The sequence below is a fragment of the Burkholderia seminalis DSM 23518 genome, from assembly GCF_902832885.1.
Lineage (GTDB): Bacteria > Pseudomonadota > Gammaproteobacteria > Burkholderiales > Burkholderiaceae > Burkholderia > Burkholderia seminalis.
In genome coordinates this window covers 94093-115059 of sequence record NZ_CADFDK010000006.1, presented here as the reverse complement: position 1 = coordinate 115059, position 20967 = coordinate 94093, and the positions used below count along the sequence as shown (strand labels likewise).

The following is a 20967-nucleotide window of genomic DNA, read 5'->3' as shown; positions in this document are numbered from 1 at the left end:
GCGCCCGCGATCCCGAGGCTGGAATCCACCAGGACGAGACGCAAATCCACCGGGAACGGCGAGGGGGCGGGGCAGAATAGGGCGAGCGTGGCGACTGCCGGCCGGCGTCGGCAGATCGCCGGTTCACGACAATTCCGCTACTCTTCACTGCGTTCCCGATGCCCAATATCTTGCGTCGACCCCGGTCGGCACCACGAACGACGGCGAGCGTCGCATTCGTCGCCAGCCTGCTCACCGGATGCGCTGCCGTGACTTCGTCCGCTCCGGCCGATCCTCAGCAGCAGTTCGTTGCCCAGCAGCGAAACGACAACATGCGGTACCTCGATAGCCTCGCGGCGTACAAGCCGTTGTTCGAGAATCCCGGCGGCTATAGTCGCGCGCAAGTGCTGGAAAAGTACGACGCGATGCTCTATCAATACTCGGTCGCCGCGGTGAGCTGGGTGCGCGCGATGTATCCTGCCGCCCGGCAAACGCTGCCGCCCGCTCTTCAGCCGTTGCCCGCGCCGTCCGGGCCGCTCGGTATCGCGGACGTGAACCGGCACTACGAGCATGCGCTCGGCATGAACGTCGGCATGTGGGAGATCAGCATGGCCGCGGATTTCGGCAAGCCGTCGAAACTGCCGGTGCCGAGATATGACGGTCCGGTGCTCTTCATGCCGGTTGCGCCGCCTTTCCCGCCGCTTCAGGATGTTCGCGATCCGCAGTTCGCACGGCTGGTGACCATGACGAAGAAAGTGGATGCCGAGCAGAAGGCGGACCTCGCTCGACAACGTGCGGAGACCGCGAAACAGATGGCGGAGACCGCCGCGAGGCACGCGGCAAACCATCCCCCGGGACCGAATCCGCTCGACTCGATCGATCCGCGGACCGGATTGCCGTATCCGCAGCCGCAGGTAGAGACCCAGCGCTGGTGCACGATGATGGGCAATGGCGTTGGCGGGCGGGTGCCGTGTTGACGCGTGGGGACAAGCGGATGTGAGCGGTCGACTGGAATCGATCAAGCTCGCGCATGCTCGAGGTGATGACGAAATGGGTCAAAAGTCGCCGGTCGCGCACCGGAGGGCGACGCCCGGGCGATTTCATGAATCGTCGCTCGTGGCGTCGTGGCTCAAGGCATACCTGACTTCAGGCCGCAGCGAGTGATCGACCAGCCGCTGGCACGGCGCGTGAGCGCCGGCAAACCGCTGTCACCGGTGCTTCATTTCCTCGGCTTCCACCGCGGCGAGCCGTTCCTCGCTTGCGGAAACGGATTCCATGGCTTCGTCGATCGACGCCAATGCAAACTCGCAGGCCAGTTTCGTTTCCTCGACGGTACGCTCCGGCGCATCATCGTCGCTTGGCGGAGGGGCAAGCATGTCTCCGAGCATCATTGCCAGCTCGGGGGTATCCCATTGCTCGCCCCTTTGCTTTTTCCGCTTGATATAGTGCCGGATTTCCGTGTCCTGCTCCGGCGAGAGTGGGAGATGTCGAAACGTGTTGCTTGGGCTGGCGTCGATCATGATGTTGCTCCCGAGTTTGAAGTCGGCGGGTGACGAAACAGGGGCCTATTTGCCGCAGCGCGCCCCTTGAATTCCCGCGAGGCGCCCTAGCAGCTCGTCCACTTGGAGTTCAAGGACCTTGTTTCGATCAGATTGCCTGCGGAGTTTGTCGAGCCTGACTCGCCAATATGCAGGATCGCTTGCAGACGATTTGTTGATGAAGGCGTGCTGTGCTCGTTCAAGCAGCCCGATGGCTCGCCTGATATGGACCAGCTCGCGTTCCACATCGCAGTACCCGTTCATGTTCGCCGCCTTTTGATTAAGATTTGCATCTCGACTTGATGCCCGGCGAGAACACGTGGATTCCGAAAAGCGGTACAAGAACCGGTTCTGTGCGGTGCAGCTGCCGCACGGCGCGACGAGTTGAAGAGATTGGGAAATACGGTGCCCAAGCCATGGCAAGGCCCAAGCTGGAGGGGGGAGTCGGCGGTTCGCGCATACGGCCCGGATGAACCCATCATACGCGTATCGCCGGGCGCGCAACCGTTTTATTTCGGCCGCGACGAGGCGTGCGGGCTCGATGTTTTCTCATCACGCCGAGAGGCGACCGGGCAGCTTCGGCTCGATGCCACGGGCACGCCAGAGCGCGACCATCGCGCGGCGGGCGCGGGTACCTGCAGTCGGCGCGCTTCGAAAATCTGCGTCACCCTGCGCTACCTGTTCCGTGTATAGTGGGTCTCCCCTTGTGGAGTCACCAACATGCCGACATATCCGCTTCTTCTCTACAAGGGGTACGAACTTCATCCTCTTGTCTTCGCCCGCACGTTCATCCGCTTCGACAGGCATTCGCGTTATGCCGAAGGGTATGACATTGCGGTGCGCATATGCCGTCCGTCCTCGATAGCAAGCTCCCCCGCAAGCCGTGTTTTCCGGCTGAACCAGCCGCACACGTTCTCCGATTTCGGAGTGGCAAGGCGTGCGGCACGACAGCAAGGCAAGGACATCATCGACGGGAAGGTGAGCGGGGCTTCGGTCGTGGATTTCTGAAAGCGGTCTTCCCCCGTTCTCCCGGACGGGTTCACTCGCCCGTCATACGTCGCTCGAACTGAGCCGGGCTGACGAAGTTCGGCGTCGAGCGCCGACGGTGCGAATGGCGGAAGTGCTCGATGTAGTCGAACACACCGGCACGCGCTGCGTCACGCGCGCGATAGACGCGTCGGTTCATGCGCCCGATCTTCGGGGTACTAAAAAACCTCCACGGCGGCATTGCCCCGGCAACCGCGCCGACGGTTCGCGCTACAGGTAATGGCCGCTTGCCCGAGTAGCGACCGGAGCCTTGACGGGTGTACCGGGCGGATTCAAACGGTCGTCGCCACACTCAATCGTCGAACTGATTTCGGGTACGCGTCCGGCGCTTCCGCCGGTGTCTTCGGGCATCGCGATCGCGCGTCGATTCAGGCCAACGAGCAAGCCGCCCGTCCCAACGCGCGGTATTCGGCAACATTGGCTGGATATCCGGACGGGCCGGGCGCCAGAGCAGACAAGACGCTCCCGTCGGTTTCCGCGCCGGCCGCCTTTTACGCGTCTTTCAGCCAGGGCATTTCGACGGGCGACACGACCAGTTGCCGGAATTCGCGTTTCAGATCGAAGATGAACCCGACCAGGATCATGGATTCGGCGTAGGGAATCGGAAAGACCTGCGGATTTTCCGGCGTCCGCAGGGGACGCCCGGGCGTGTCCGCTGTCGCCGCGGCGTTCTCGCGCACGCTTTCCAGTTCGTCCGCCATGGGGAAGCCACCGACTTCCAGCACACGGCTGCGCAGATCGCTGAAGGGCTCGACGCGCGCAGCGTCTTCGTGATATTCGGGCACTTCGTAAACGAACCAGGACATTGTCGTCTCCCATGAGAAGGGGCGCTATTCTAACGCCGCGCGACGATCCGGCGAAGATCGGTCATGTCGTGCGATGGCCGCGGGTGCCGCGAGGCAGTCCGGCAGAGGCGATTCCTGACGAGGCGGGCCGCTGCCGAGGCGCCGACAGCATGGCGGTCGCGGGGAACCGGCCCGGCACGGCGACCGGTTCCCCGCGTGCAACAGCTCGCACGGCCGCACGGAGCTTGAAGGCCCGGTATCGCGCTCAGCGGACGAGGGCTGCCGCGAAGTCGCGATACGTCCGCAGCGGGCGGCCGAGGATCGCGGTCAGCCGCTCGACATCGCCTGCTTCCGGCACCATGCCGTCGCTGACGTACCGCTCGGCCATCAGCCGCATTTCGTAGGCTATCCATTTCGGCATGAACTGCGCGAAGTTGTGTTCGAACGGCGAGGGATCGTCGCCGCCATAGGCAATCGGGCGGCCGAGCGTGTCCGACCAGACGGCCGCCAGTTGCGGGCCCGTCAGCGTGTCCGGCCCGACCAGGTTGAGCGTCTCGACCGGCAGCTTGCCGGGCGCGTCGTGGCGGCGGATCAGTTCGAGTGCCGCCACTTCCGCGATGTCGCGCACGTCGACCATCGCGACGCCCTTGCTGCCGATCGGGATCGGGTAGATGCCGTGCTCGACGATCACGTCCTTGACCATCGATTCGTTATCCATGAAATACGCCGGCCGCAGGATCGTCGCGCTGAAGCCCATCTGCTCGATCATCCGCTCGGCGCCGGATTTCACCGCGAAGTGCGGCACGTTCACGAAACGGTCGGCGTGCAGGACGGACAGATAGACGACGCGCTCGATCCCCGATTCGCGCGCGAGGTTCAGCGCGATCAGTGCCTGTGTGAATTCGTCGCCCGCCACGCCGTTGAGCAGAAACAGCGTGCGTACGCCGGAGAAGGCCGTGCGAAGCGCGTCGATGTCGAGCATGTCGCCCTGCGCGACGGTTACCGCGGCGGGGAAGTCGGCTCGGGACGGATCGCGTACCAGCACGCGCACGTCGACGCCGCGATCGACGAGTTGACGGACGACCTGGCGGCCCACACGGCCGGTGGCGCCGGTTACGAGAATGGTCATGATGTTCGCTCCTGGAATTTCGGTTGGGTTGACCTGCCCACGTAAGGTAGGTGATCCACAAACGATCCGGAAGGTGTGGTAAATAGACGTATCGTCTCACTGGTGGAACACATGGACCTCCTTGCGCTCGCCGATTTCAATCTCGTCGCCCGTCATGGCAGTTTCGGCGAAGCCGCGCGGGTGGCGGGGCGCCCGAAGGCGACGCTGTCGCGCCGCGTCGCGGAGCTGGAGAACAGTCTGTCGCTGCGCCTGTTCGAGCGCGGCTCGCGCGGCGTGAAGCTCACGCAGGAAGGGCGCGCGCTCTACGAGCGGACGGGCACGCTGCTCGCGGAGCTCGCGGACAGCGCGTCGGCGATTGCGTCGGGGAGCGAGCGGCCGCGCGGCCGGCTGCGCATCAGCGCGCCGATGCTTTTTTCCCAGTTCGCGATGGGGAAGCTGGTGGCGACGTTCGCGCTGAAATACCCGGAGATCCGGCTCGAGGTGACGACGGAAGACCGGCCCGTCGACATGATCGAGGAAGGGTACGACCTCGTGATCCGCGTGAACCCGGACCCCGACGAAAGCCTGATCGGGCGCGTGTTCCTGCGCGACCGGCTCGTCGTCGTCGCGAGGCCCGAGCTGGCGCGGCCCACCGGCGATGCGCCCGTGCCGGCCGTCGTGCGCGGGGGCGACGGCCGGCGCACCGCATGGGACGTCACGGGGCCCGCCGGAGCATCACGCATCGCGATCGAGCCCGTGGCCCGGCTGTCGTCGCTGGTCATGGTACGCGACACGGTGCGTCTGGGACTGGGCGCGGCTTGCCTCCCGGTATCGCTCGTGAGCGGCGATCTGGCCGCCGGCACGCTCGTCAGCTGGGGCGACGTACCGGGCCCCGAAATCGCGCTGTGGGCGCTGTATCCGTCCCGGCGATTGCTGAGCGTCCGCGTTTCCGCATTTCTCGATCACCTGAAGGATGCGTTCCCGTCCGGAAAGCCGGAAGAACTGGCTGCCTATACCGAACCGGCGCGGTGAAACGGCGCCGGCCTCGGCTCGCACGCCTTGCTGCACGAGGCGAGCGAGGGATCGTGACGTCCCGCCTCCGTGCGGCGCGACGTTCGGCGGACAGGCGCTGACCGAAACCGGCGAGGCCACGCCGATTGATAACCTTGTTGCATCAATCCTTCCAAAAATCGCACTTATCGTTTGATCGATGCCGGGCGAACATTCGACAAAACGACAATCCACCATCCCCTCCCGCGTATTTCAGGTTTTTCAGGAGACACCCAGATGCACCCCTCGTCCAGCCTTCCGGCCGAACGTTCGAAGGCCGCTGCGATCTTTCGCGTCACGGCCGGCAATTTTCTCGAGCAGTTCGACTTCTTCCTGTTCGGCTTTTACGCCACGCAGATCGCCAATGTCTTCTTTCCCGCGCAAAGCGAGTTCGCGTCGTTGATGATGACCTTCGCCGTGTTCGGCGCCGGCTTCCTGATGCGGCCGCTGGGCGCCATCGTGCTGGGCGCGTACATCGACGAGGTCGGCCGCCGCAAGGGCCTGATCGTCACGCTGTCGATCATGGCCAGCGGCACCATCCTGATCGCGTTCGTGCCGGGCTACGCGACGATCGGCCTGCTGGCGCCCGCGCTCGTGCTGATCGGGCGGCTGCTGCAGGGCTTCTCCGCGGGTGCCGAGCTGGGCGGCGTATCGGTCTATCTCGCCGAGCTGGCGACGCCCGGCCGCAAGGGCTTCTTCACGAGCTGGCAGTCGGCCAGCCAGCAGGTCGCGATCGTCGTCGCGGCGGGCCTGGGCTTCGCGCTCAACCAGTGGCTGAGCGCATCGGCGATCGCATCGTGGGGATGGCGCGTGCCGTTCTTCGTCGGCTGCATGATCGTCCCGTTCATCTTCATGCTGCGCCGCAACCTGGAGGAAACCCAGGAGTTCAAGGCTCGCAAGCATCGTCCGGGCATGAAGGAAGTGTTCGGTACGCTGGTCCAGAACTGGGGCATCGTGATCGCCGGCATGATGCTGGTCGCGATGACCACCACGAGCTTCTACCTGATCACGGTGTACGCGCCGACCTTCGGCAAGACGGTGCTGCATCTGAGCACCGCCGACAGCCTGCTCGTGACGCTTTGCGTCGGTGTGTCGAATTTCGTATGGCTGCCGATCGGCGGTGCGCTGTCCGACCGGATCGGCCGCCGTCCGCTGCTGGTCGGCATGACGATGCTCACCGTCGTGACCGCCTACCCGGCGCTCTCGCTGCTGGCTCACGCGCCGTCGTTCGTCAACATGCTGCTCGTCCTGCTCTGGCTCTCGTTCATGTACGGGATCTACAACGGTGCGATGGTCGTCGCGCTCACCGAAGTGATGCCGGTGCAGGTGCGCGTCGCGGGCTTCTCGCTCGCCTACAGCCTTGCGACGGCCGTATTCGGCGGCTTCACGCCGGCCATCTCGACCGCGCTCATCCACATGACGGGCGACAAGGCCGCGCCGGGCTACTGGATGAGCTTCGCCGCGGTGTGCGCGCTGCTTGCGACTTTCGCGCTCTATCGTCACCGCACGGCGACGCTCACGCCGGCGCATTGATGTCCGGCCCATCCGGAACTTCACTCACACACGAATTCGCATGACCACGACCATGAGAAATCCGCTCCTGAAATTTTGCGTCACCGCGCTCGTCGCCGCCTCGGCGTTTGCTGCCAACGTACAGGCGGCCGAGCTCCACGTGATGAGCTCGGGTGGCTTCACCGCCGCCTACAAACTGCTCGGCCCCCGTTTCGCGGCCGCGACCGGCAATACGCTCGACACCGCGCTCGGCCCGTCGATGGGCCAGGCGCCCCAGGCGATTCCGAACCGGCTCGCGCGCGGCGAGCCGGCCGACGCCGTCATCATGGTCGGCTACGCGCTGGACGAACTGATCAAGCAAGGGAAGGTCATCCCCGGCTCCCGCGTCGAGCTGGCCGACTCGCGCATCGGCATGGTGGTGCGCGACGGCGCGGCAAAGCCGGACATCAGCACCGCAGAAGGTCTCAAGCAGGTGCTGCTGCACGCGAAGTCGATCGCCTATTCGGACAGCGCGAGCGGCGTGTATATCGAACGCGAACTGTTCAAGAAGCTCGGCATCGAGGAGCAGGTGAAGTCGAAGGCGAAGATGATCCCGCGGATTCCGGTGGCGTCGGTCGTCGCGAACGGCGACTATGAAATCGGCTTCCAGCAGGTCAGCGAGCTGCTGCCCGTCCCCGGTGCGACCTTCGTCGGCAAGATTCCCGAATCGCTGCAGTCGGTCACGCGCTTCGCTGCCGGCATCCCCGTCGGTGCGCAGCATCCGAAGGAAGCGAAGGCGCTGCTGGACTATCTTGCGTCGCCCGACGTGCAGGCCGACGTGAAATCGACCGGGCTGGATTCCGCATCCGCTCATTGAGCCCGATCGGCGGGAAGGCCTGCGTCAGACCGCCTTCCCGTCACCGCCGGCCGGCATCTGGCGTGGCCGTGTTTTGATCGGGCCCGTCAGGGGAGGCCGGCCCGGCCATGGCGAGCCGCTGCGCCAGGCGTGTCCGATCGCACGCGCCTTCCCACGACGATACGAAGATCACCGCGCAGGCATTGCTGATCACGCTCGTCAGCGCTCGCGCCTCGGACATGAAGCGATCGATGCCGACCAGCAGCGCGACGCCGGCGACGGGCAGGTCGGGCATGACGGCGAGCGTCGCGACCAGCGCGACGAGCCCGCTGCCGGATACGCCGGCCGCTCCCTTGGAGGTAAGCAGCATGATCGCGAGCATCGTCGCGATCTGCGACGCGGAGAGGGGCACGTCGCACGCTTGCGCGATGAACAATGCCGCGAGCGTCAGATAGATCGCCGTACCGTCCAGATTGAACGAATAACCCGCCGGCAGCACGAGTCCCACGACGCCTTTGTCGCAGCCGAGCGCTTCCAGCTTGACGATCAGACGTGGCAGGACCGGCTCCGTGGACGATGTCGCGAGGACGATGAGCAACTCTTCGCGCATGTAGCGCAGAAGCCGCCACAGCGCGAAACCGTGCAGTCGCGCGAGCGGTGCGAGCACCAGCACGACGAACAGCACGCAGGCCACGTAGAAGGACGCCATCAGCTTCGCAAGCGAGCCGACTGACCCGATGCCGAATCGGCCGACCGTGAACGCCATCGCGCCGAATGCGCCGAGCGGCGCGAGCCGCATGATCATCCCGAGCACGCGAAAGACGACCTGGGCGACACCGTCGATCAGCGCAAGCACGGGCCGACCGGCCCGCGGATGCGCATTCAGCGAGAAACCGAACAACAGCGACAGCAGCAGCACCGGCAACACTTCGCCTTTGGCAAACGCGCCGAGCATCGTGTCCGGAATCATGCCGAGTCCGAACGCCACGAGGTCGCGCGGCTCCGCATGCTTCGCATACGGAGCGAGGATGCTCGCGTCCAGGTGGTGGACATCGATGTGCATGCCGGCGCCCGGTTGCAGCACGTATGCGGTGACGAGCCCGAACGCGAGCGCGGCGGCGGTCAACAGATAGAAGAGCGCCAGCGCCCGCACGATCGTGCGGCCGATGGCCTTCCCGTCCGCCAGCGACGTGATGCCCGAGACGATCGTGCAAAAGACGATCGGGGCGATGGTCATCTTCACCAGGCCGACGAATGCATCGCTGAGGGGCTTGAGCATCGCGCCCGCCCCCGGCCATGCGTGACCGATGCCGATGCCGAGCAACATCGCGAGCAGAACCTGCACGTAAAGCGATCCAAGCAGTCTGGCCAACCTCACCATCCGTTCCTTCGTGTCTCTCTGTGGTCGTTATGCCGATGCGCCGCTGCTGGCGATACCGCCACGCCTGGCCTCGATGACCATCTGATGGAATGCCTCGGCGGCCGGCGTGAGGGGGCGTCCGCGCCGCTTGACGATGCCCACGCGTCGTTTGACGACCGGTTCGACGAGCGGCACGCTCGTGAGTATAGGGTGGTCATGCCCGGGCATCGCCATCGAAGGCACTGCGGCGACGCCGAGCCCCGCTTCGATCAAGCCGAGCAGGGTCGTCACGTGGCGTGTCTCGCAGACGCTCGGCGTGCGCGGCGCGACGGCAGCCAGCGCCTGGTCCAGCAGCAGACGGTTGCCGGAAGTCTTGTCGACCGACACATAATCGTGCTCGTAAAGCTCGCTCCAGGTCACGCGCTTCTTGCGAGCGAGCGGGTGGTCGCGGCGACAGGCGGCAACGAACCGCTCCTGGAGCAACACCTTGAACTCGATCTCCGCCTCCTGGCTGCCGATGAAACTCACGCCGAAATCCGCCTCGCCGCTGATGACGGCCCCGAGCACCTCGTTGGCGCTTGCATCGAGCAGTTTCACCCTGATGCGCGGAAAGCGCTGATGATAGCGCGCGATGACGGCGGGCAGGAAGTAGTAGGCGACCGACGGCACACAGGCGATCGTCACATGACCCAGGCGGCTCGACGACACGTCGCGAATGCCGAGCAGCGCGGCATCGAGGTCGTCCAGCAGTTGTTCGGCACTCTGCGCGAACACGCGACCGACGGTGGTGAGCGAGACGCTGCGCGTGGTGCGCTCGAAGAGCCGCACGCCGAGCGCTTCCTCGAGCTTGTCGATCCGGCGGCTCAGGGCCGGCTGGGAAATACTGACGGCGTCCGCGGCCTTTCGGAAGCTGCCCGTTTCCACGACGGCGCGAAATGCCTGCAAGTCGGTTAAATCGAAGTTGATCGCCACGCACAAGTCTCCACCACGCTAATGGCGAGCATTGTGCATGATTCCGCTCGCGCCATGCGTGTCCCGCTGTCCACGCGGCAACGATAACGCGGCGCGGCGTGCTGCCCGGCCGCGCCGCGAACCGATCTTCCCGACGGCGCTTCCCGATGTACCGTGTCGCTTTCGCCCAGGCAGAGCTTTCGCATCGGCCGCGCCGCCAGCGTGCCATCAGTGAAGCGTCTGCAACCCTTTTCCGATTCGGTGCAGCGGCTGAAAACGGACGTTTCAGATGATTGGGTGCGATGCCATGGGCGCCCGAAACCTCCGAGCGTGCCTTCTTGTTCCGCTCGTTTTTCCCTCCGAGGATTACAGCAGCTTGGCCGGTGTGCCTGGATGAACGGGGGGAGGCCGGACCGACCAGTCCAATTTTCGTCCCGGTCTTGGTTGGAAAATGCCGGCTCTTGAGGCCGACCCGATAAAGAAACCTTTGGCGCGAGACCCCATTTCAACCCTATGAGTCAAAATTGACGATGCGCTAAGCTTTGGTCAGGCCTTCGTTGCACGGCCTTCACACTTCATCGTTGGGGCTGAGCGAATGGAAACGTCCTCCGGATTCGAACTGCTGGATGCCGATCGCCTTGCGCTTCTTCAATCGCTGAAGACGTGCATGATCCTGCACGACGCAAAGACCAAGGCCATTCTTTGGGCCAACGCCGCCGCATGCAATGCACTGGGCTTCACCGTCGAAGAATTGCGACCGCTCAAGGCGCCCGATATGAGCCGCAACGCGGAGAAATACCGACACGAGATCGGCTTGCAGTGGCTGAAGGATGCAGCGGAGAACGGCGAGAGCATCATCGAGTGGTGTTATCGCGCGAAAGACGGCACGGAGATCCTGTCGGAAGCGGTAGCGACATGCGTCAAGCTGCACGATCGCGACGTGCTGATGGTCCAGTTCAGGGATATCGCCGCCGAGGAGCGGATCAAGAAGGACCTGAAGCGATTCGAGACCCGCCTCAGGGAGTTCATGCACGACCTGAGCGAAGGGATTGCAGTGTTGTCGGCAAACGGCGAGATCAAATATCTGAGCGAGTCGTCATGCCGGCTGCTTGGCTTGCAGGCCGATGCGTCGACGCTGATCGATTTCACCGCGTTATGCGATGGCGCGTCGCGGCGGATCGTGCTTGCCCAGCTCGCCGAGGCTGAGCTGCATCACGAGCCGACTTCGTTTCGCTACCGGATCAGAAATGGTGATGGATCGCTGCGCTGGCATGACGCATTTTGCCGCCACGTCGAACTGGAAGACGATCTGACCGGCATCCTGCTGCATTTTCGCGATGTCACGCCTCAAGTCGAGGCGGAGGAAATGCGTCGGGCAAGCGAACGCAAGCTCGAATACCTCGCACGCTACAACGCGATGGGGGAGATGGCGATGACGCTCTCGCACGAACTCAGTCAGCCACTTGCGTCGGCGCGCAATTTTCTCGAGGGCGGCATGATGCGACTCAACGAGTCGCCCGTTACGCCGGACGAAGTGATGTGGGGGCTGGAGAGCGTGCTCAAGCAGGTCGAGCGCGCATCGGTCATCATCAAGAGCGTGCGTGATTACGTCGTGAAGCTCGAGCAGGTTGAAGAGGCGATCGACCTGAACGACATCGTGCACGATGTCGAGTATTTCATCGCCCTGAAGGCGCGTGAGGTTGGCGTGGCGTTCGAATTCGCGCTTAGCGATCGCCCGATACGGGTCCGCTGTGAAAAGATTCTGATCGGGCAGGTGATCCTCAATTTCGCCTTCAATGCGGTCGAGGCCATGCTCGACGTGCCCGAGACATCGCGTTTCCTGACCATCGGGACCTGTTCGGAGCACGGTCGCGCAGTGTTGCGCGTGTCGGACACCGGTGTCGGAATCGATCTCGGCCAGCATGAGAAGGTATTCGATGGCTTCTTCACGTCGAAGCTCGGGGGTAACGGTATCGGGCTCTCGCTCTGCAAGAACATCGTTTCCAGGCATGGCGGCGATGTCTGGGCCGAAGCCAATCCGGGCCGCGGCACGTCTTTCTGCTTCACGCTTCCGCTGGAAGCGCCGAATGGATGACTCACGGTTGGCCGCGAGTTAACCGCCGCAATTCGTTCACACCTGATCCATGCCTCGAACACCGATGAAAAGACGTCTGTCCGTTCCGACTCAATATAACCATGCCTGCAATGTCGAGGAACTCCGGATGCTGGCTCGGCGCAGGCTGCCGAATTTCGCGTTCGAATATCTGGATGGCGGCGCAGAGGACGAGGTGACGATGCGAGCCAACCGAAGCGCATTCGAGCGCTGGCGCTTCGTGCCGAAGACACTCGTCGACACCCAGCGGCGGGACCTGTCGAGCACGCTGTTCGGCAAGCGCGTCGCGTTGCCGTTGATCGTCGCGCCTACCGGTTTCAACGGCATCTACCACCGTCACGCGGATCTGTCGCTCGCTCGGGCCGCGGCGCGGACGGGCATCCCGTTCACGCTCAGCACGGTGTCGAACCGGCGCGTCGACGAACTGGCGCGCGATGCGGGCGGACGCGTCTGGATGCAGCTCTACATGCTGAAGGATCGCGCGGTAACCTCGGGATTGATGTATCGGGCGGCTCAGGCGGGTTGCGACACGCTGGTCCTGACCACGGACGCGACCCATCTCGGCAATCGGGAATGGGCGCAGCGGCCGTTTCGTGCACCGATGAAATTGAACTGGCGCAATCGGGTCGATGCGCTGTGCCACCCGCGCTGGATCGGGAATGTGCTGATGCCGAACGGTGCGCCGACGTTTGCAAACCTTGCCGAATATCTGCCGGCCGGTCAGCAAAGCGTGCGTAGCGGCATGGGCTATATGGCGAGCCAGATGGATGCTTCGATCACGTGGGACGATGTGGCATGGCTGCGCGAACGCTGGAAGGGCACGCTGATCGTCAAGGGCGTGTTGGATGCCGACGATGCCACCCGCGCAATTCAGGCGGGTGCGGAGGGTTTGGTCGTTTCCAATCACGGCGGTCGTCAGCTCGACGGCACCGTGCCGTCGATCGACGTGCTCGCCGAGATCGTTCGCGTCTGCGCGGGACGAGCAACGGTGATCGTGGATAGCGGTTTTCGCCGCGGTACCGATGTGGTGAAGGCACTCGCACTTGGTGCGCATGCGGTGATGATCGGCCGACCGGTGCTTTACGGGGTCGCGGCGGGCGGAGAGCAGGGTGCGCTGCATGCGCTATCCTTGCTGGGCGCCGAAATCGACCGTACGCTGGGACAGCTTGGTTGTCCCTCGATCGAGGCGTTAGGTCCGCAATTTCTGCGTGCGGCGTGACGCCCGGCCGCGCGCCCATTCAGGGCAGGCTGATCGGTGGAAGTGGCCGGCTGAATGTCTGCCCGTGAAGGCTAGCCACGCGGGTGGGGCGCGGCCATTGCGTGCCGCGCCTCGATTACGTCCTTGAGCAGGCTCGCAAATGAGGTCGCGCCGAGTTTCTCCTTGATGCTCGCGCGATAGACGTCGACGGTTTTGGCGCTGATACCCAGCTCGCGCGCAATCAGCTTGCTCGCTTTTCCTTCGATCACGCCATTCAGTACTTCCTGCTCACGCGGCGTAAGCGCTCGGATGCGCTGGATCAGCGCCTGGAGGTGCTGATTCGCGCGATGCGTTTCGCTGGCGATCTTCATCGCGTTCTGGATGCGGTCGAGCATCTGTTGCGAGTTGTAGGGCTTCTCGACGAAATCGATCGCGCCGTTCTGCAGGGCACGTACCGACATCGGGATATCGCCATGACCCGAAACGAAAATGATCGGCAGCGAAACACCTCGACGGTTGAGCTCCGCTTGCAGATCGAAGCCGCTGACCCCAGGCATGCGCACGTCCAGCACCAGGCAACCCGGTACGCCAGGATCGAACTGTTCCAGGAATTCCACTGGCCCCTGAAAGCAGCGGGTTTGAATCTTCACCGAGGCGAGCAGCCAGGAAAGCGACGTACGCATATCCTCGTCGTCATCGACGACGTACACAAGGGGGAGCTGAGTCGGTGCATCCATATCGTGCTTCGGTTCGCTGCAATGAGAATAGCTGGCCGCCCCGAAACATCGAGCCGGTCAGCTGTCATCGTAGCGGTTCAAAAAAAATTTCGGTAAGCGATTCCGCGTCTAGAACAAGTGCAACATGCCGATCACGACCGAGTTCGAATTCTGGCCCGGCTTGGGGGCGGCGAGCGCAGCGGGACCGCCCGCATTGTTCAGCGAGAACGCCGCGGCGTCGCCGTTGCGAACCTCGGCGGCGCCGGCATAGACGATGGTGCGCTTCGACAACGGATAGTCGTAACGGATACCGAACGAATCCGCGTTGCCATCGCTATTGGCGATCTTGCGATAGTGGCCGTAGCTGAGCAGTAGTTTGCCGATGCTGATCGGTACTTCGGCGCTTGCTTCGAAAAAATCGGAATGCGGATTCGCGTAGGTCGAACCGGCCATGTTGGGAACGTCCTGGCCGCCGCGGTGCCTCACATAAACGAAGGCGGGTTTTACGAAGCCGAAGTTGTACGACACGCCGGCCAGTGCGTAATTGCCGCCTTCCACCGGGCTACTCGCGGTGAGCGTCTTGACCGGGCTGAAGCGTTGAAGCTGATAGCCGATATCTACAGACAAATTGTTGTACACGTAGTTGACGCCCCCGCTGTAGGTGTCGCCAAGCGACGCCGGGGCGCCGTTCGACGCGCCGTTGTTGCCTCTGGCCACCAGTGCACGAACGACGAACCCGCCGATGCGCGGCGATACATAGCGCAACGAGTTACTCACGCGCAGTGAAGGGCCGTAGACGAAATTGTCGGCCGCATTGCCCCAGCCCAGGCCCGCGCCGTACGCGGGCAGCGAATACGTGACGAGGATCGTGTGAATCGGGGTGTAGTTGACGCCGGCCTGAAACGCACCGAACGATCCCGCGAGACCGACCCACGATTCGCGACCGAACAGTGCGCCGTTCTGCCCGCCAACGCCGTTGAAGGAGTTGAATCCATTCTCGAGCTTGAAAATGGCACGCAGTCCTCCCCCGAGGTCTTCGACGCCCTTGAGTCCCCATGAGGTGGCGGCTATGTCGCCGCTGCCCATGTGGACTGCGTGATTGGGACCGAAGTTCGAATATTCGATCGACGTGTCGATCCGGCCATACAGGGTAATGCTCGATTGAGCAAGGACTGGCGTTGCGCACAACGTCAATGCAGAGGTGAGAATGATTCGCTTGGTCATGCTGTTGGTTCCCCTGGAGTGAAGGTCCGTTACGTGTCTCGTCGTTTTTGGAAGCCGGTATTTGACGACATGATTCGTAGTCCATATTGGTAAGGAAGGTGGAGCCCTTTCCAAAAGACCGGCGATCGTGTCCTTCGAGAAAACGACCATGCCGCAGTGAATTCGCTGGGCCGTGCCAGGCGCAGGAAGGCTGGGGCGATGGGGTAGGCGCCGCCGGTACCGGCTTCGGCACGCTGAAATATCCCGACGACGAGCGCAGTCTAGGTGATCGCTTTTTTGGCGGTAAGCCAAGGGATGCACGTATCGCAGCAGCAGAATCTTTAGGTTTGTACTGAATTCTTCGCCGGTGTGACAGTGGCAGCGACGGAGTGTGGAACCCGTCGATTCATTACACGAACCCGTTTTCGACTCGGCGGCCGACTAAAGATTTTCCTAGGTCGTCAGGTGGTTTTGTTGGGTTACCGTCAAAAAAGAGTTCTCTTAGACTGCCTTCACGGTTTAACGAGTCGGCTCATCCGATGCGTGCCGCTCGGCTTTGTCCGATAAGGCGATGCAAAGCACCCACGCCTGAATCGCCGCCGACATTGCTGGTGTGCCTGAACCGATCAAGCGGCAGGCATGGCGTGTTTGCGGTTAACGGAACGTTGTGCGTCGATGCGCTCGACATCAAGGCTCGAGAAGACGCCGGCGCACTGAACTGCGACGGCCGACAGTTTCATCGACTGCGATGCGTGCGCGAATCCGTCGAACCGAATGAATGGCCGATCCTCGATTAACTCACTGGTGTTCGCTAACCTGTCCTCGGGAGTTTGCAATGTTGTTGAAGAAGATTTCGACGGTGGCGCTCGTCGCACTAGCCGCCTGTTGGCTGCCGGCTCACGCGCAGCTCAAGATCGGTGTGGTTACTTCGTCGACGGGGCCGACGGCACTTGTCGGCATTCCGCAGAAAAATACGGTGCCGCTGTTGCCGAAGAAAATCGGCGATCTGAGCGTCGACTATATTTCGCTGGATGACGCGAGCGACCCCACCGCGTCGGTGACCAACTTCAAGAAGCTCATCTCCGAAAACAAGGTCGACGCGATCATCGGACCGACCGGCTCACCCAACGCGATGGGGGTGATCCAGTTCGCCGCCGAATCCGGCACGCCGATGTTGGCCCCGGTCGGGACCGCCGCGGTGGTTCTGCCTATGACCGAGCAGAAAAAGTGGGTGTTCAAGACCACGCAAAACGATGACCTGATTGCTCAGGCGCTGGTCGACCATATGGTCGGGACCGGTGTGAAAACCGTGGCTTTCATCGGCTTGAACGACCCGTATGGCGAGAACTGGTATCGGGTGTTCTCGGGCCTCGCGAAGACTCACGGGATTCAGATTACCGCGAATGAACGCTATCAGCGCGCCGACAGTTCGGTAACGGGGCAGGCGCTCAAGGTGATGGCGAGCCATCCGGATGCGGTGCTGATCGCGGCACCCGGCGGCGCGAGCGTACTACCGGAATCGACGCTGTACGACCTCGGCTACAAGGGCAGGTTTTATCAGACGCACGGCGCGGCGTTGCCGGATTTTCTGAAGCTTGGCGGCCGCAAGGTCGAGGGCACGGTGCTGGCTGCGAGTCTCATGCTCGTGCTGCCCGAGATACCCGATAGCAATCCGTCGAAGAAAGTCGCGACCACCTACATCGATGCCTATCAGAAGCTGAACGGCACGAAGCCCGCCACCTTCGGCGCGAACGTCTACGATGCGGGCCTCCTGCTCGAACGTGCGGTGCCGATCGCGGAAAAAAAGGCGGGGCGCCCCGGTACGCCTGCGTTTCGCAGCGCATTGCGAGACGCACTCGAGCAGACCCGCGATCTGGTCGGCACGCAGGGCATCTACAACATGAGTTCCGTCGATCACAGCGGTTTCGACGATCGCGGCCGCGTGCTGATTACCGTCAAGAACGGCAATTGGGCGCTCATCAAATAAGCGAAAGCCAGACGTCCCGATGAACGCTCAGATAGTTTTGATCCTAGGTCAGGACGGCTTCACCAACGGTGCAATTTATGCGTTGCTGGCGTTGTCGATCCTGCTGGTATTCAGTGTCACCCGGGTGCTGTTCATCCCTCAGGGTGAATTCGTGGTCTACGGCGCATTGACGATGGCCGCGATGCAGTCGGGCAAGTCACTGCTCGTCGTGTGGTTGCTGGTCGCTTTCTCGTTGGCCGAAGTGGCGGCGGACCTCGCCGAGCGCTATCGGCGCACCGGCGTGCTTCGCCTGTCCGCCACCGGGGGCGCGAAGCTCGCTTATGCGTGCGTGCTCGCTGCCTTGGTGCATGTGTTGCCGGTGGCTCAACTCCCTGTCTCGCTGCAGGCCCTGCTGACCTTTGCGCTGATCGTGCCGCTCGGCCCCCAGTTGTATCGGCTGTTCTATCAACCGCTTGCTGGATCGTCGGTGTTGGTGCTGATGATCGTGTCGATTTCGGTGCATATGGCGCTGGTGGGTTTGGGTTTGCTGATCTTCGGCCCGGAGGGTGCGCGCATTACGCCGTTCGTCGACGTGCCGTTGCAGCTCGGCGCCATCAACCTGAGCAGCCAGGCATTGCTGATCATTTCGACGTCCGTACTGCTGATGATCGTGATGAGGCAGGCATTCGAACGCACCGTTTACGGCAAGGCGTTGCGTGCAGTCGCGTTCAACCGGGTCGGTGCCCGGCTGATGGGTATTTCGCCGGTATTCGCGGGCAAGGCGACGTTTTTCATCGCCGCGCTAATCGGCGTGCTGTCCGGGATTCTGATTGCGCCACTGACAACACTGTATTTCGACTCGGGCTTTCTGATCAGTCTGAAAGGTTTCGTCGGCTCGATCATCGGCGGGCTCGTCAGCTATCCCGTCGCGGCGGCAGGGGCGTTCGTGGTGGGACTGATCGAATCGTTCTCGGCATTCTGGGCTAGCCCCTACAAGGAGATCATCGTTTTTACGCTGCTCATCCCGGTGCTCCTGTGGCGCTCCCTGAAGAGTCATCCTGTTGAGGAGGAAGAATGACGCCTCGCCGCATCTTCATTTGTGCACTGGTGTTGCTGGCGGTTGTCCCGGTCGTGCTGCCGCCGTTCTACGTGACGCTGTTCAACTACATCGCGTTGTACGCGCTCGTGACGCTCGGCCTCGTGCTGTTGACGGGCGTCGGCGGCATGACCAGCTTCGGCCAGGCGGCCTTCGTCGGTATCGGCGCCTACACCACCGCGGTGTTGACCGCGCATGCCGCGACGCTGCCGGCATGGATCGGCTGGCTGGGCACATCGCCGTGGTTGACGCTCGTGGCGGGGTTGGTGTTGACGCTGGTGGCCGCGTGCCTGATCGGTGCGTTGACTTTGCGCCTGTCGGGCCACTTCCTGCCGCTCGGGACGATCGCATGGGGCCTGAGTCTCTATTTCGCGTTCGGCGCGATCGGCGGATTGGGCGGCAATACGGGCATCGCCGATATTCCGCCGGTGACGCTGGCGGGCGTCAGCCTGCGCGACGGCGCCCGGATGTACTACCTGATCTGGCTGTTCCTGCTGGTGGCGATCGTCTGTACCGGCAATCTGCTCGATTCACGCGCGGGCCGTGCGATACGGGCGCTCAAGGGCGGCACGGTTATGGCTGAAGCGATGGGGGTGAATACGGCGCGGGCGCGCATGGTGATCTTCGTCATCGCGGCATTGCAGGCGAGCGCGTCCGGTTGGCTCTATGCGCATATGCAGCAGTTCGTGAACCCGGTGCCGTTCGGCATCCAGATGGGGATCGACTACGTGTTCATGGCCGTTATCGGCGGTGCGGGACAAGTGTGGGGTGCGCTGCTGGGGGCGGGTGTATTCACCATCGCCAAGCAGTGGTTGCAGGACATCCTGCCGAAGCTGCTCGGCGAAACGGGCAACTTCGAGATCATCGTGTTCGGCTTCGGCATGGTGTTCCTGCTGCATTACGCGCGGGGCGGTTTGTGGCCGCTGTTCGCGCGCCGGCTGTCGATGCTCGGCCGAAATGCGAGCCGCAAGCGCGCCCGTGTGGATGCGAATGCCGCGGCGTTGCCGAAGCGCGCCATGCCGCCGAGGCGTGACGTCCTGCTGGAAGTGCGTGAGGTCACGCGCCGATTTGGTGGTCTGGTGGCGAACGATGCCGTCAGCCTGAACGTGCGCGCAGCGGAGATTGTTGCGTTGTTGGGGCCGAACGGCGCGGGCAAGAGCACGATGTTCAATCAGATCTCCGGCGTCGATACGCCGACCTCCGGCGAGGTCGTGTTTCGCGGCGAACGCATCACCGGCATCGGTTCGAGAAAGATCGCGCAGCGCGGGATGAGTCGCACGTTTCAGCATGTGCGGTTGCTGAGCCGGATGAGCGTGCTTGACAACGTCGCGCTGGGTGCGCACCTGCGTGGAAGCAGTGGCGAACTGCGCGCCGCGTTCCGGTGCGAACGCGACGAAGAGCGCAGTTTGCTTGCCGAAGCCGCACGGCAGATCCACCGCGTCGGGCTTGGGGCCCATCTGAACGAGGAAGCCGGATCGCTGGCTCTTGGACAGCAACGCGTACTGGAAATCGCCAGGGCACTCGCGTCCGATCCTTGCCTGCTGTTGCTCGACGAGCCCGCGGCCGGCTTGCGCTATCAGGAGAAGCGCGATCTCGCCGAGTTGCTGAACAAGCTGCGCGAAGAGGGCCTCGCGATTCTGCTGGTCGAGCACGACATGGACTTCGTGATGAATCTGGTCGATCGCGTGGTGGTGATGGATTTTGGCAAGAAGATCGCCGAAGGTCTGCCGGCCGAGGTGCAAAAGCATCCAGCGGTACTCGAGGCCTATCTGGGCGGGGAGGAGTGAATGGCCGGAGAACTGCTGGAGGTACGCAATCTGTCGGCCTCATATGGCAAGGTGCGCGCGCTGTCGGACGTCAGCCTGCGGGTGGGCGAAGGGCAGATCGTGACCGTGATCGGACCGAACGGCGCAGGCAAGACCACGTTGCTGTCGGCACTCATGGGTGTGCTGCCGTCGGACGGCGAGATCGCATTCTGCGGCGGTCATCAACCGCATGCGCCGATCGAGGACAGGGTCGCGGCCGGGATGAATCTCGTGCCCGAAAAGCGCGAGTTGTTTGCCGAAATGCCGGTGGAGGACAACCTGTTGCTAGGCGCATTCAGCCGGATTCGCCAAGGCCATCGCGATCATCCGCAGACGATGCAGGAGGTCTACGACCTGTTTCCTCGCTTGCGGCAGCGTCGCAACCAGGCCGCGGGCACGCTGTCCGGCGGCGAGCGCCAGATGCTTGCGGTCGGACGCGCGTTGATGGCGCGGCCCAGGCTGCTGATGCTCGACGAGCCGAGTCTGGGGCTGGCGCCGCTGATCGTGCGCGAAATGTTCCGTATTGTCGCGGCACTGCGTGAGCGCGGCGTGTCGATCCTGCTGATCGAGCAGAACGCGCGTGCCGCGCTGAAAGTCGCGGACTACGCGTACGTGCTTGAAACCGGCACGTTGACGATGGAGGGACCGGCGGACGAAATCGCCCGGGACTCGCGGATCGTCGACGTTTACCTGGGATTATCTTGA

The 20967-nt window shown here is 63.2% G+C and carries 19 protein-coding genes; 11 read left to right on the top strand and 8 right to left on the bottom strand.

Features of this window, described 5'->3' with window-relative positions; all coding sequences use genetic code 11:
• Positions 1-248: 248 nt before the first annotated feature.
• Positions 249-956 (top strand): hypothetical protein, encoded by a 708-nt coding sequence (locus tag HWX00_RS19930; protein WP_226193936.1) that lies wholly within the window; start codon positions 249-251, stop codon positions 954-956.
• 231 nt (positions 957-1187) lie between these two features.
• Here HWX00_RS19930 and HWX00_RS19925 read toward each other — a convergent pair whose 3' ends face one another.
• Positions 1188-1499, bottom strand: a complete 312-nt coding sequence (locus HWX00_RS19925) for a hypothetical protein (protein ID WP_034191353.1) — start codon at positions 1497-1499, stop codon at positions 1188-1190.
• 738 nt (positions 1500-2237) lie between these two features.
• Between HWX00_RS19925 and HWX00_RS19920 the strand changes: the two genes are divergently transcribed.
• Positions 2238-2525: a hypothetical protein gene (locus tag HWX00_RS19920; RefSeq protein WP_080288006.1), complete on the top strand. Its 288-nt coding sequence runs from the start codon at positions 2238-2240 to the stop codon at positions 2523-2525.
• A gap of 31 nt (positions 2526-2556) precedes the next feature.
• On the opposite strand, the gene HWX00_RS19915 is transcribed toward HWX00_RS19920, so the two are convergent.
• The 3 genes from HWX00_RS19915 to HWX00_RS19905 form a co-directional block, all read right to left on the bottom strand.
• Positions 2557-2703 carry a hypothetical protein gene (locus tag HWX00_RS19915; RefSeq protein WP_175027519.1) on the bottom strand — a complete coding sequence of 49 codons (147 nt, stop codon included), beginning with the start codon at positions 2701-2703 and terminating at the stop codon, positions 2557-2559.
• Positions 2704-3055: 352 nt separating this feature from the next.
• Positions 3056-3370 carry a helicase gene (locus HWX00_RS19910; RefSeq protein ID WP_175027518.1) on the bottom strand — a complete coding sequence of 105 codons (315 nt, stop codon included), beginning with the start codon at positions 3368-3370 and terminating at the stop codon, positions 3056-3058.
• 244 nt (positions 3371-3614) lie between these two features.
• Complete coding sequence (locus HWX00_RS19905) at positions 3615-4478, bottom strand: SDR family oxidoreductase (RefSeq protein ID WP_175027517.1); 864 nt, start codon at positions 4476-4478, stop codon at positions 3615-3617.
• A 111-nt stretch (positions 4479-4589) separates the two neighbouring features.
• Between HWX00_RS19905 and HWX00_RS19900 the strand changes: the two genes are divergently transcribed.
• From HWX00_RS19900 to HWX00_RS19890, 3 genes are all read left to right on the top strand, one after another.
• On the top strand, positions 4590-5489 hold the full coding sequence (locus tag HWX00_RS19900; RefSeq protein WP_059556550.1) for a LysR family transcriptional regulator: 900 nt from the start codon (positions 4590-4592) through the stop codon (positions 5487-5489).
• A gap of 255 nt (positions 5490-5744) precedes the next feature.
• Positions 5745-7040 (top strand): MFS transporter, encoded by a 1296-nt coding sequence (gene tcuC, locus HWX00_RS19895; RefSeq protein WP_034191358.1) that lies wholly within the window; start codon positions 5745-5747, stop codon positions 7038-7040.
• Positions 7041-7092: 52 nt separating this feature from the next.
• Positions 7093-7875, top strand: coding sequence for a substrate-binding domain-containing protein (locus HWX00_RS19890; protein WP_034191663.1), 783 nt, complete (start codon positions 7093-7095; stop codon positions 7873-7875).
• Positions 7876-7915: 40 nt separating this feature from the next.
• Here the strand turns inward: HWX00_RS19890 and dctA are convergent, their stop codons facing one another.
• Positions 7916-9232, bottom strand: a complete 1317-nt coding sequence (dctA, locus tag HWX00_RS19885) for a C4-dicarboxylate transporter DctA (protein ID WP_175027516.1) — start codon at positions 9230-9232, stop codon at positions 7916-7918.
• Between the two features lie 30 nt (positions 9233-9262).
• A complete protein-coding gene (locus HWX00_RS19880) occupies positions 9263-10186 on the bottom strand; it encodes a LysR family transcriptional regulator (RefSeq protein ID WP_034191665.1) in 924 nt (307 codons plus the stop codon).
• Between the two features lie 574 nt (positions 10187-10760).
• Here HWX00_RS19880 and HWX00_RS19875 point away from each other — a divergent pair.
• Together HWX00_RS19875 and HWX00_RS19870 are read left to right on the top strand one after the other, a co-directional pair.
• On the top strand, positions 10761-12260 hold the full coding sequence (locus HWX00_RS19875) for a sensor histidine kinase (RefSeq protein ID WP_059556549.1): 1500 nt from the start codon (positions 10761-10763) through the stop codon (positions 12258-12260).
• A gap of 64 nt (positions 12261-12324) precedes the next feature.
• The gene (locus tag HWX00_RS19870) at positions 12325-13497 is read left to right on the top strand and encodes an alpha-hydroxy acid oxidase (protein WP_124669308.1); all 1173 of its coding nucleotides are present in this window, start codon (positions 12325-12327) and stop codon (positions 13495-13497) included.
• Positions 13498-13568: 71 nt separating this feature from the next.
• Here the strand turns inward: HWX00_RS19870 and HWX00_RS19865 are convergent, their stop codons facing one another.
• Both HWX00_RS19865 and HWX00_RS19860 read right to left on the bottom strand, forming a co-directional pair.
• A complete protein-coding gene (locus tag HWX00_RS19865) occupies positions 13569-14213 on the bottom strand; it encodes a response regulator transcription factor (protein ID WP_034191359.1) in 645 nt (214 codons plus the stop codon).
• 108 nt (positions 14214-14321) lie between these two features.
• Positions 14322-15416 (bottom strand): porin, encoded by a 1095-nt coding sequence (locus HWX00_RS19860; RefSeq protein ID WP_034191360.1) that lies wholly within the window; start codon positions 15414-15416, stop codon positions 14322-14324.
• Positions 15417-16230: 814 nt separating this feature from the next.
• Between HWX00_RS19860 and HWX00_RS19855 the strand changes: the two genes are divergently transcribed.
• The 4 genes from HWX00_RS19855 to HWX00_RS19840 are packed head-to-tail and all read left to right on the top strand — an operon-like array spanning position 16231 to position 20967.
• Positions 16231-17382 carry an ABC transporter substrate-binding protein gene (locus HWX00_RS19855; RefSeq protein WP_034191361.1) on the top strand — a complete coding sequence of 384 codons (1152 nt, stop codon included), beginning with the start codon at positions 16231-16233 and terminating at the stop codon, positions 17380-17382.
• Between the two features lie 19 nt (positions 17383-17401).
• Positions 17402-18439: a branched-chain amino acid ABC transporter permease gene (locus tag HWX00_RS19850; protein WP_034191362.1), complete on the top strand. Its 1038-nt coding sequence runs from the start codon at positions 17402-17404 to the stop codon at positions 18437-18439.
• Positions 18436-20244, top strand: a complete 1809-nt coding sequence (locus HWX00_RS19845) for a branched-chain amino acid ABC transporter ATP-binding protein/permease (protein WP_034191363.1) — start codon at positions 18436-18438, stop codon at positions 20242-20244. The genes HWX00_RS19850 and HWX00_RS19845 overlap by 4 nt, the downstream gene beginning before the upstream one ends.
• Complete coding sequence (locus HWX00_RS19840) at positions 20245-20967, top strand: ABC transporter ATP-binding protein (RefSeq protein WP_175027515.1); 723 nt, start codon at positions 20245-20247, stop codon at positions 20965-20967. It abuts the gene before it with no gap.

Excerpts from the sequence above, each read along its gene's own strand:
- HWX00_RS19875 (WP_059556549.1), top strand. The coding sequence starts at position 10,761 with ATGGAAACGTCCTCCGGATTCGAACTGCTGGATGCCGATCGCCTTGCG.
- tcuC (WP_034191358.1), top strand. The coding sequence starts at position 5,745 with ATGCACCCCTCGTCCAGCCTTCCGGCCGAACGTTCGAAGGCCGCTGCG.
- HWX00_RS19915 (WP_175027519.1), bottom strand. The coding sequence starts at position 2,703 with ATGAACCGACGCGTCTATCGCGCGCGTGACGCAGCGCGTGCCGGTGTG.
- HWX00_RS19890 (WP_034191663.1), top strand. The coding sequence starts at position 7,093 with ATGAGAAATCCGCTCCTGAAATTTTGCGTCACCGCGCTCGTCGCCGCC.
- HWX00_RS19840 (WP_175027515.1), top strand. The coding sequence starts at position 20,245 with ATGGCCGGAGAACTGCTGGAGGTACGCAATCTGTCGGCCTCATATGGC.
- HWX00_RS19870 (WP_124669308.1), top strand. The coding sequence starts at position 12,325 with ATGAAAAGACGTCTGTCCGTTCCGACTCAATATAACCATGCCTGCAAT.
- HWX00_RS19925 (WP_034191353.1), bottom strand. The coding sequence starts at position 1,499 with ATGATCGACGCCAGCCCAAGCAACACGTTTCGACATCTCCCACTCTCG.
- HWX00_RS19845 (WP_034191363.1), top strand. The coding sequence starts at position 18,436 with ATGACGCCTCGCCGCATCTTCATTTGTGCACTGGTGTTGCTGGCGGTT.
- HWX00_RS19855 (WP_034191361.1), top strand. The coding sequence starts at position 16,231 with ATGTTGTTGAAGAAGATTTCGACGGTGGCGCTCGTCGCACTAGCCGCC.
- HWX00_RS19850 (WP_034191362.1), top strand. The coding sequence starts at position 17,402 with ATGAACGCTCAGATAGTTTTGATCCTAGGTCAGGACGGCTTCACCAAC.
- HWX00_RS19900 (WP_059556550.1), top strand. The coding sequence starts at position 4,590 with ATGGACCTCCTTGCGCTCGCCGATTTCAATCTCGTCGCCCGTCATGGC.
- HWX00_RS19920 (WP_080288006.1), top strand. The coding sequence starts at position 2,238 with ATGCCGACATATCCGCTTCTTCTCTACAAGGGGTACGAACTTCATCCT.
- HWX00_RS19865 (WP_034191359.1), bottom strand. The coding sequence starts at position 14,213 with ATGGATGCACCGACTCAGCTCCCCCTTGTGTACGTCGTCGATGACGAC.
- HWX00_RS19860 (WP_034191360.1), bottom strand. The coding sequence starts at position 15,416 with ATGACCAAGCGAATCATTCTCACCTCTGCATTGACGTTGTGCGCAACG.
- HWX00_RS19910 (WP_175027518.1), bottom strand. The coding sequence starts at position 3,370 with ATGTCCTGGTTCGTTTACGAAGTGCCCGAATATCACGAAGACGCTGCG.
- HWX00_RS19905 (WP_175027517.1), bottom strand. The coding sequence starts at position 4,478 with ATGACCATTCTCGTAACCGGCGCCACCGGCCGTGTGGGCCGCCAGGTC.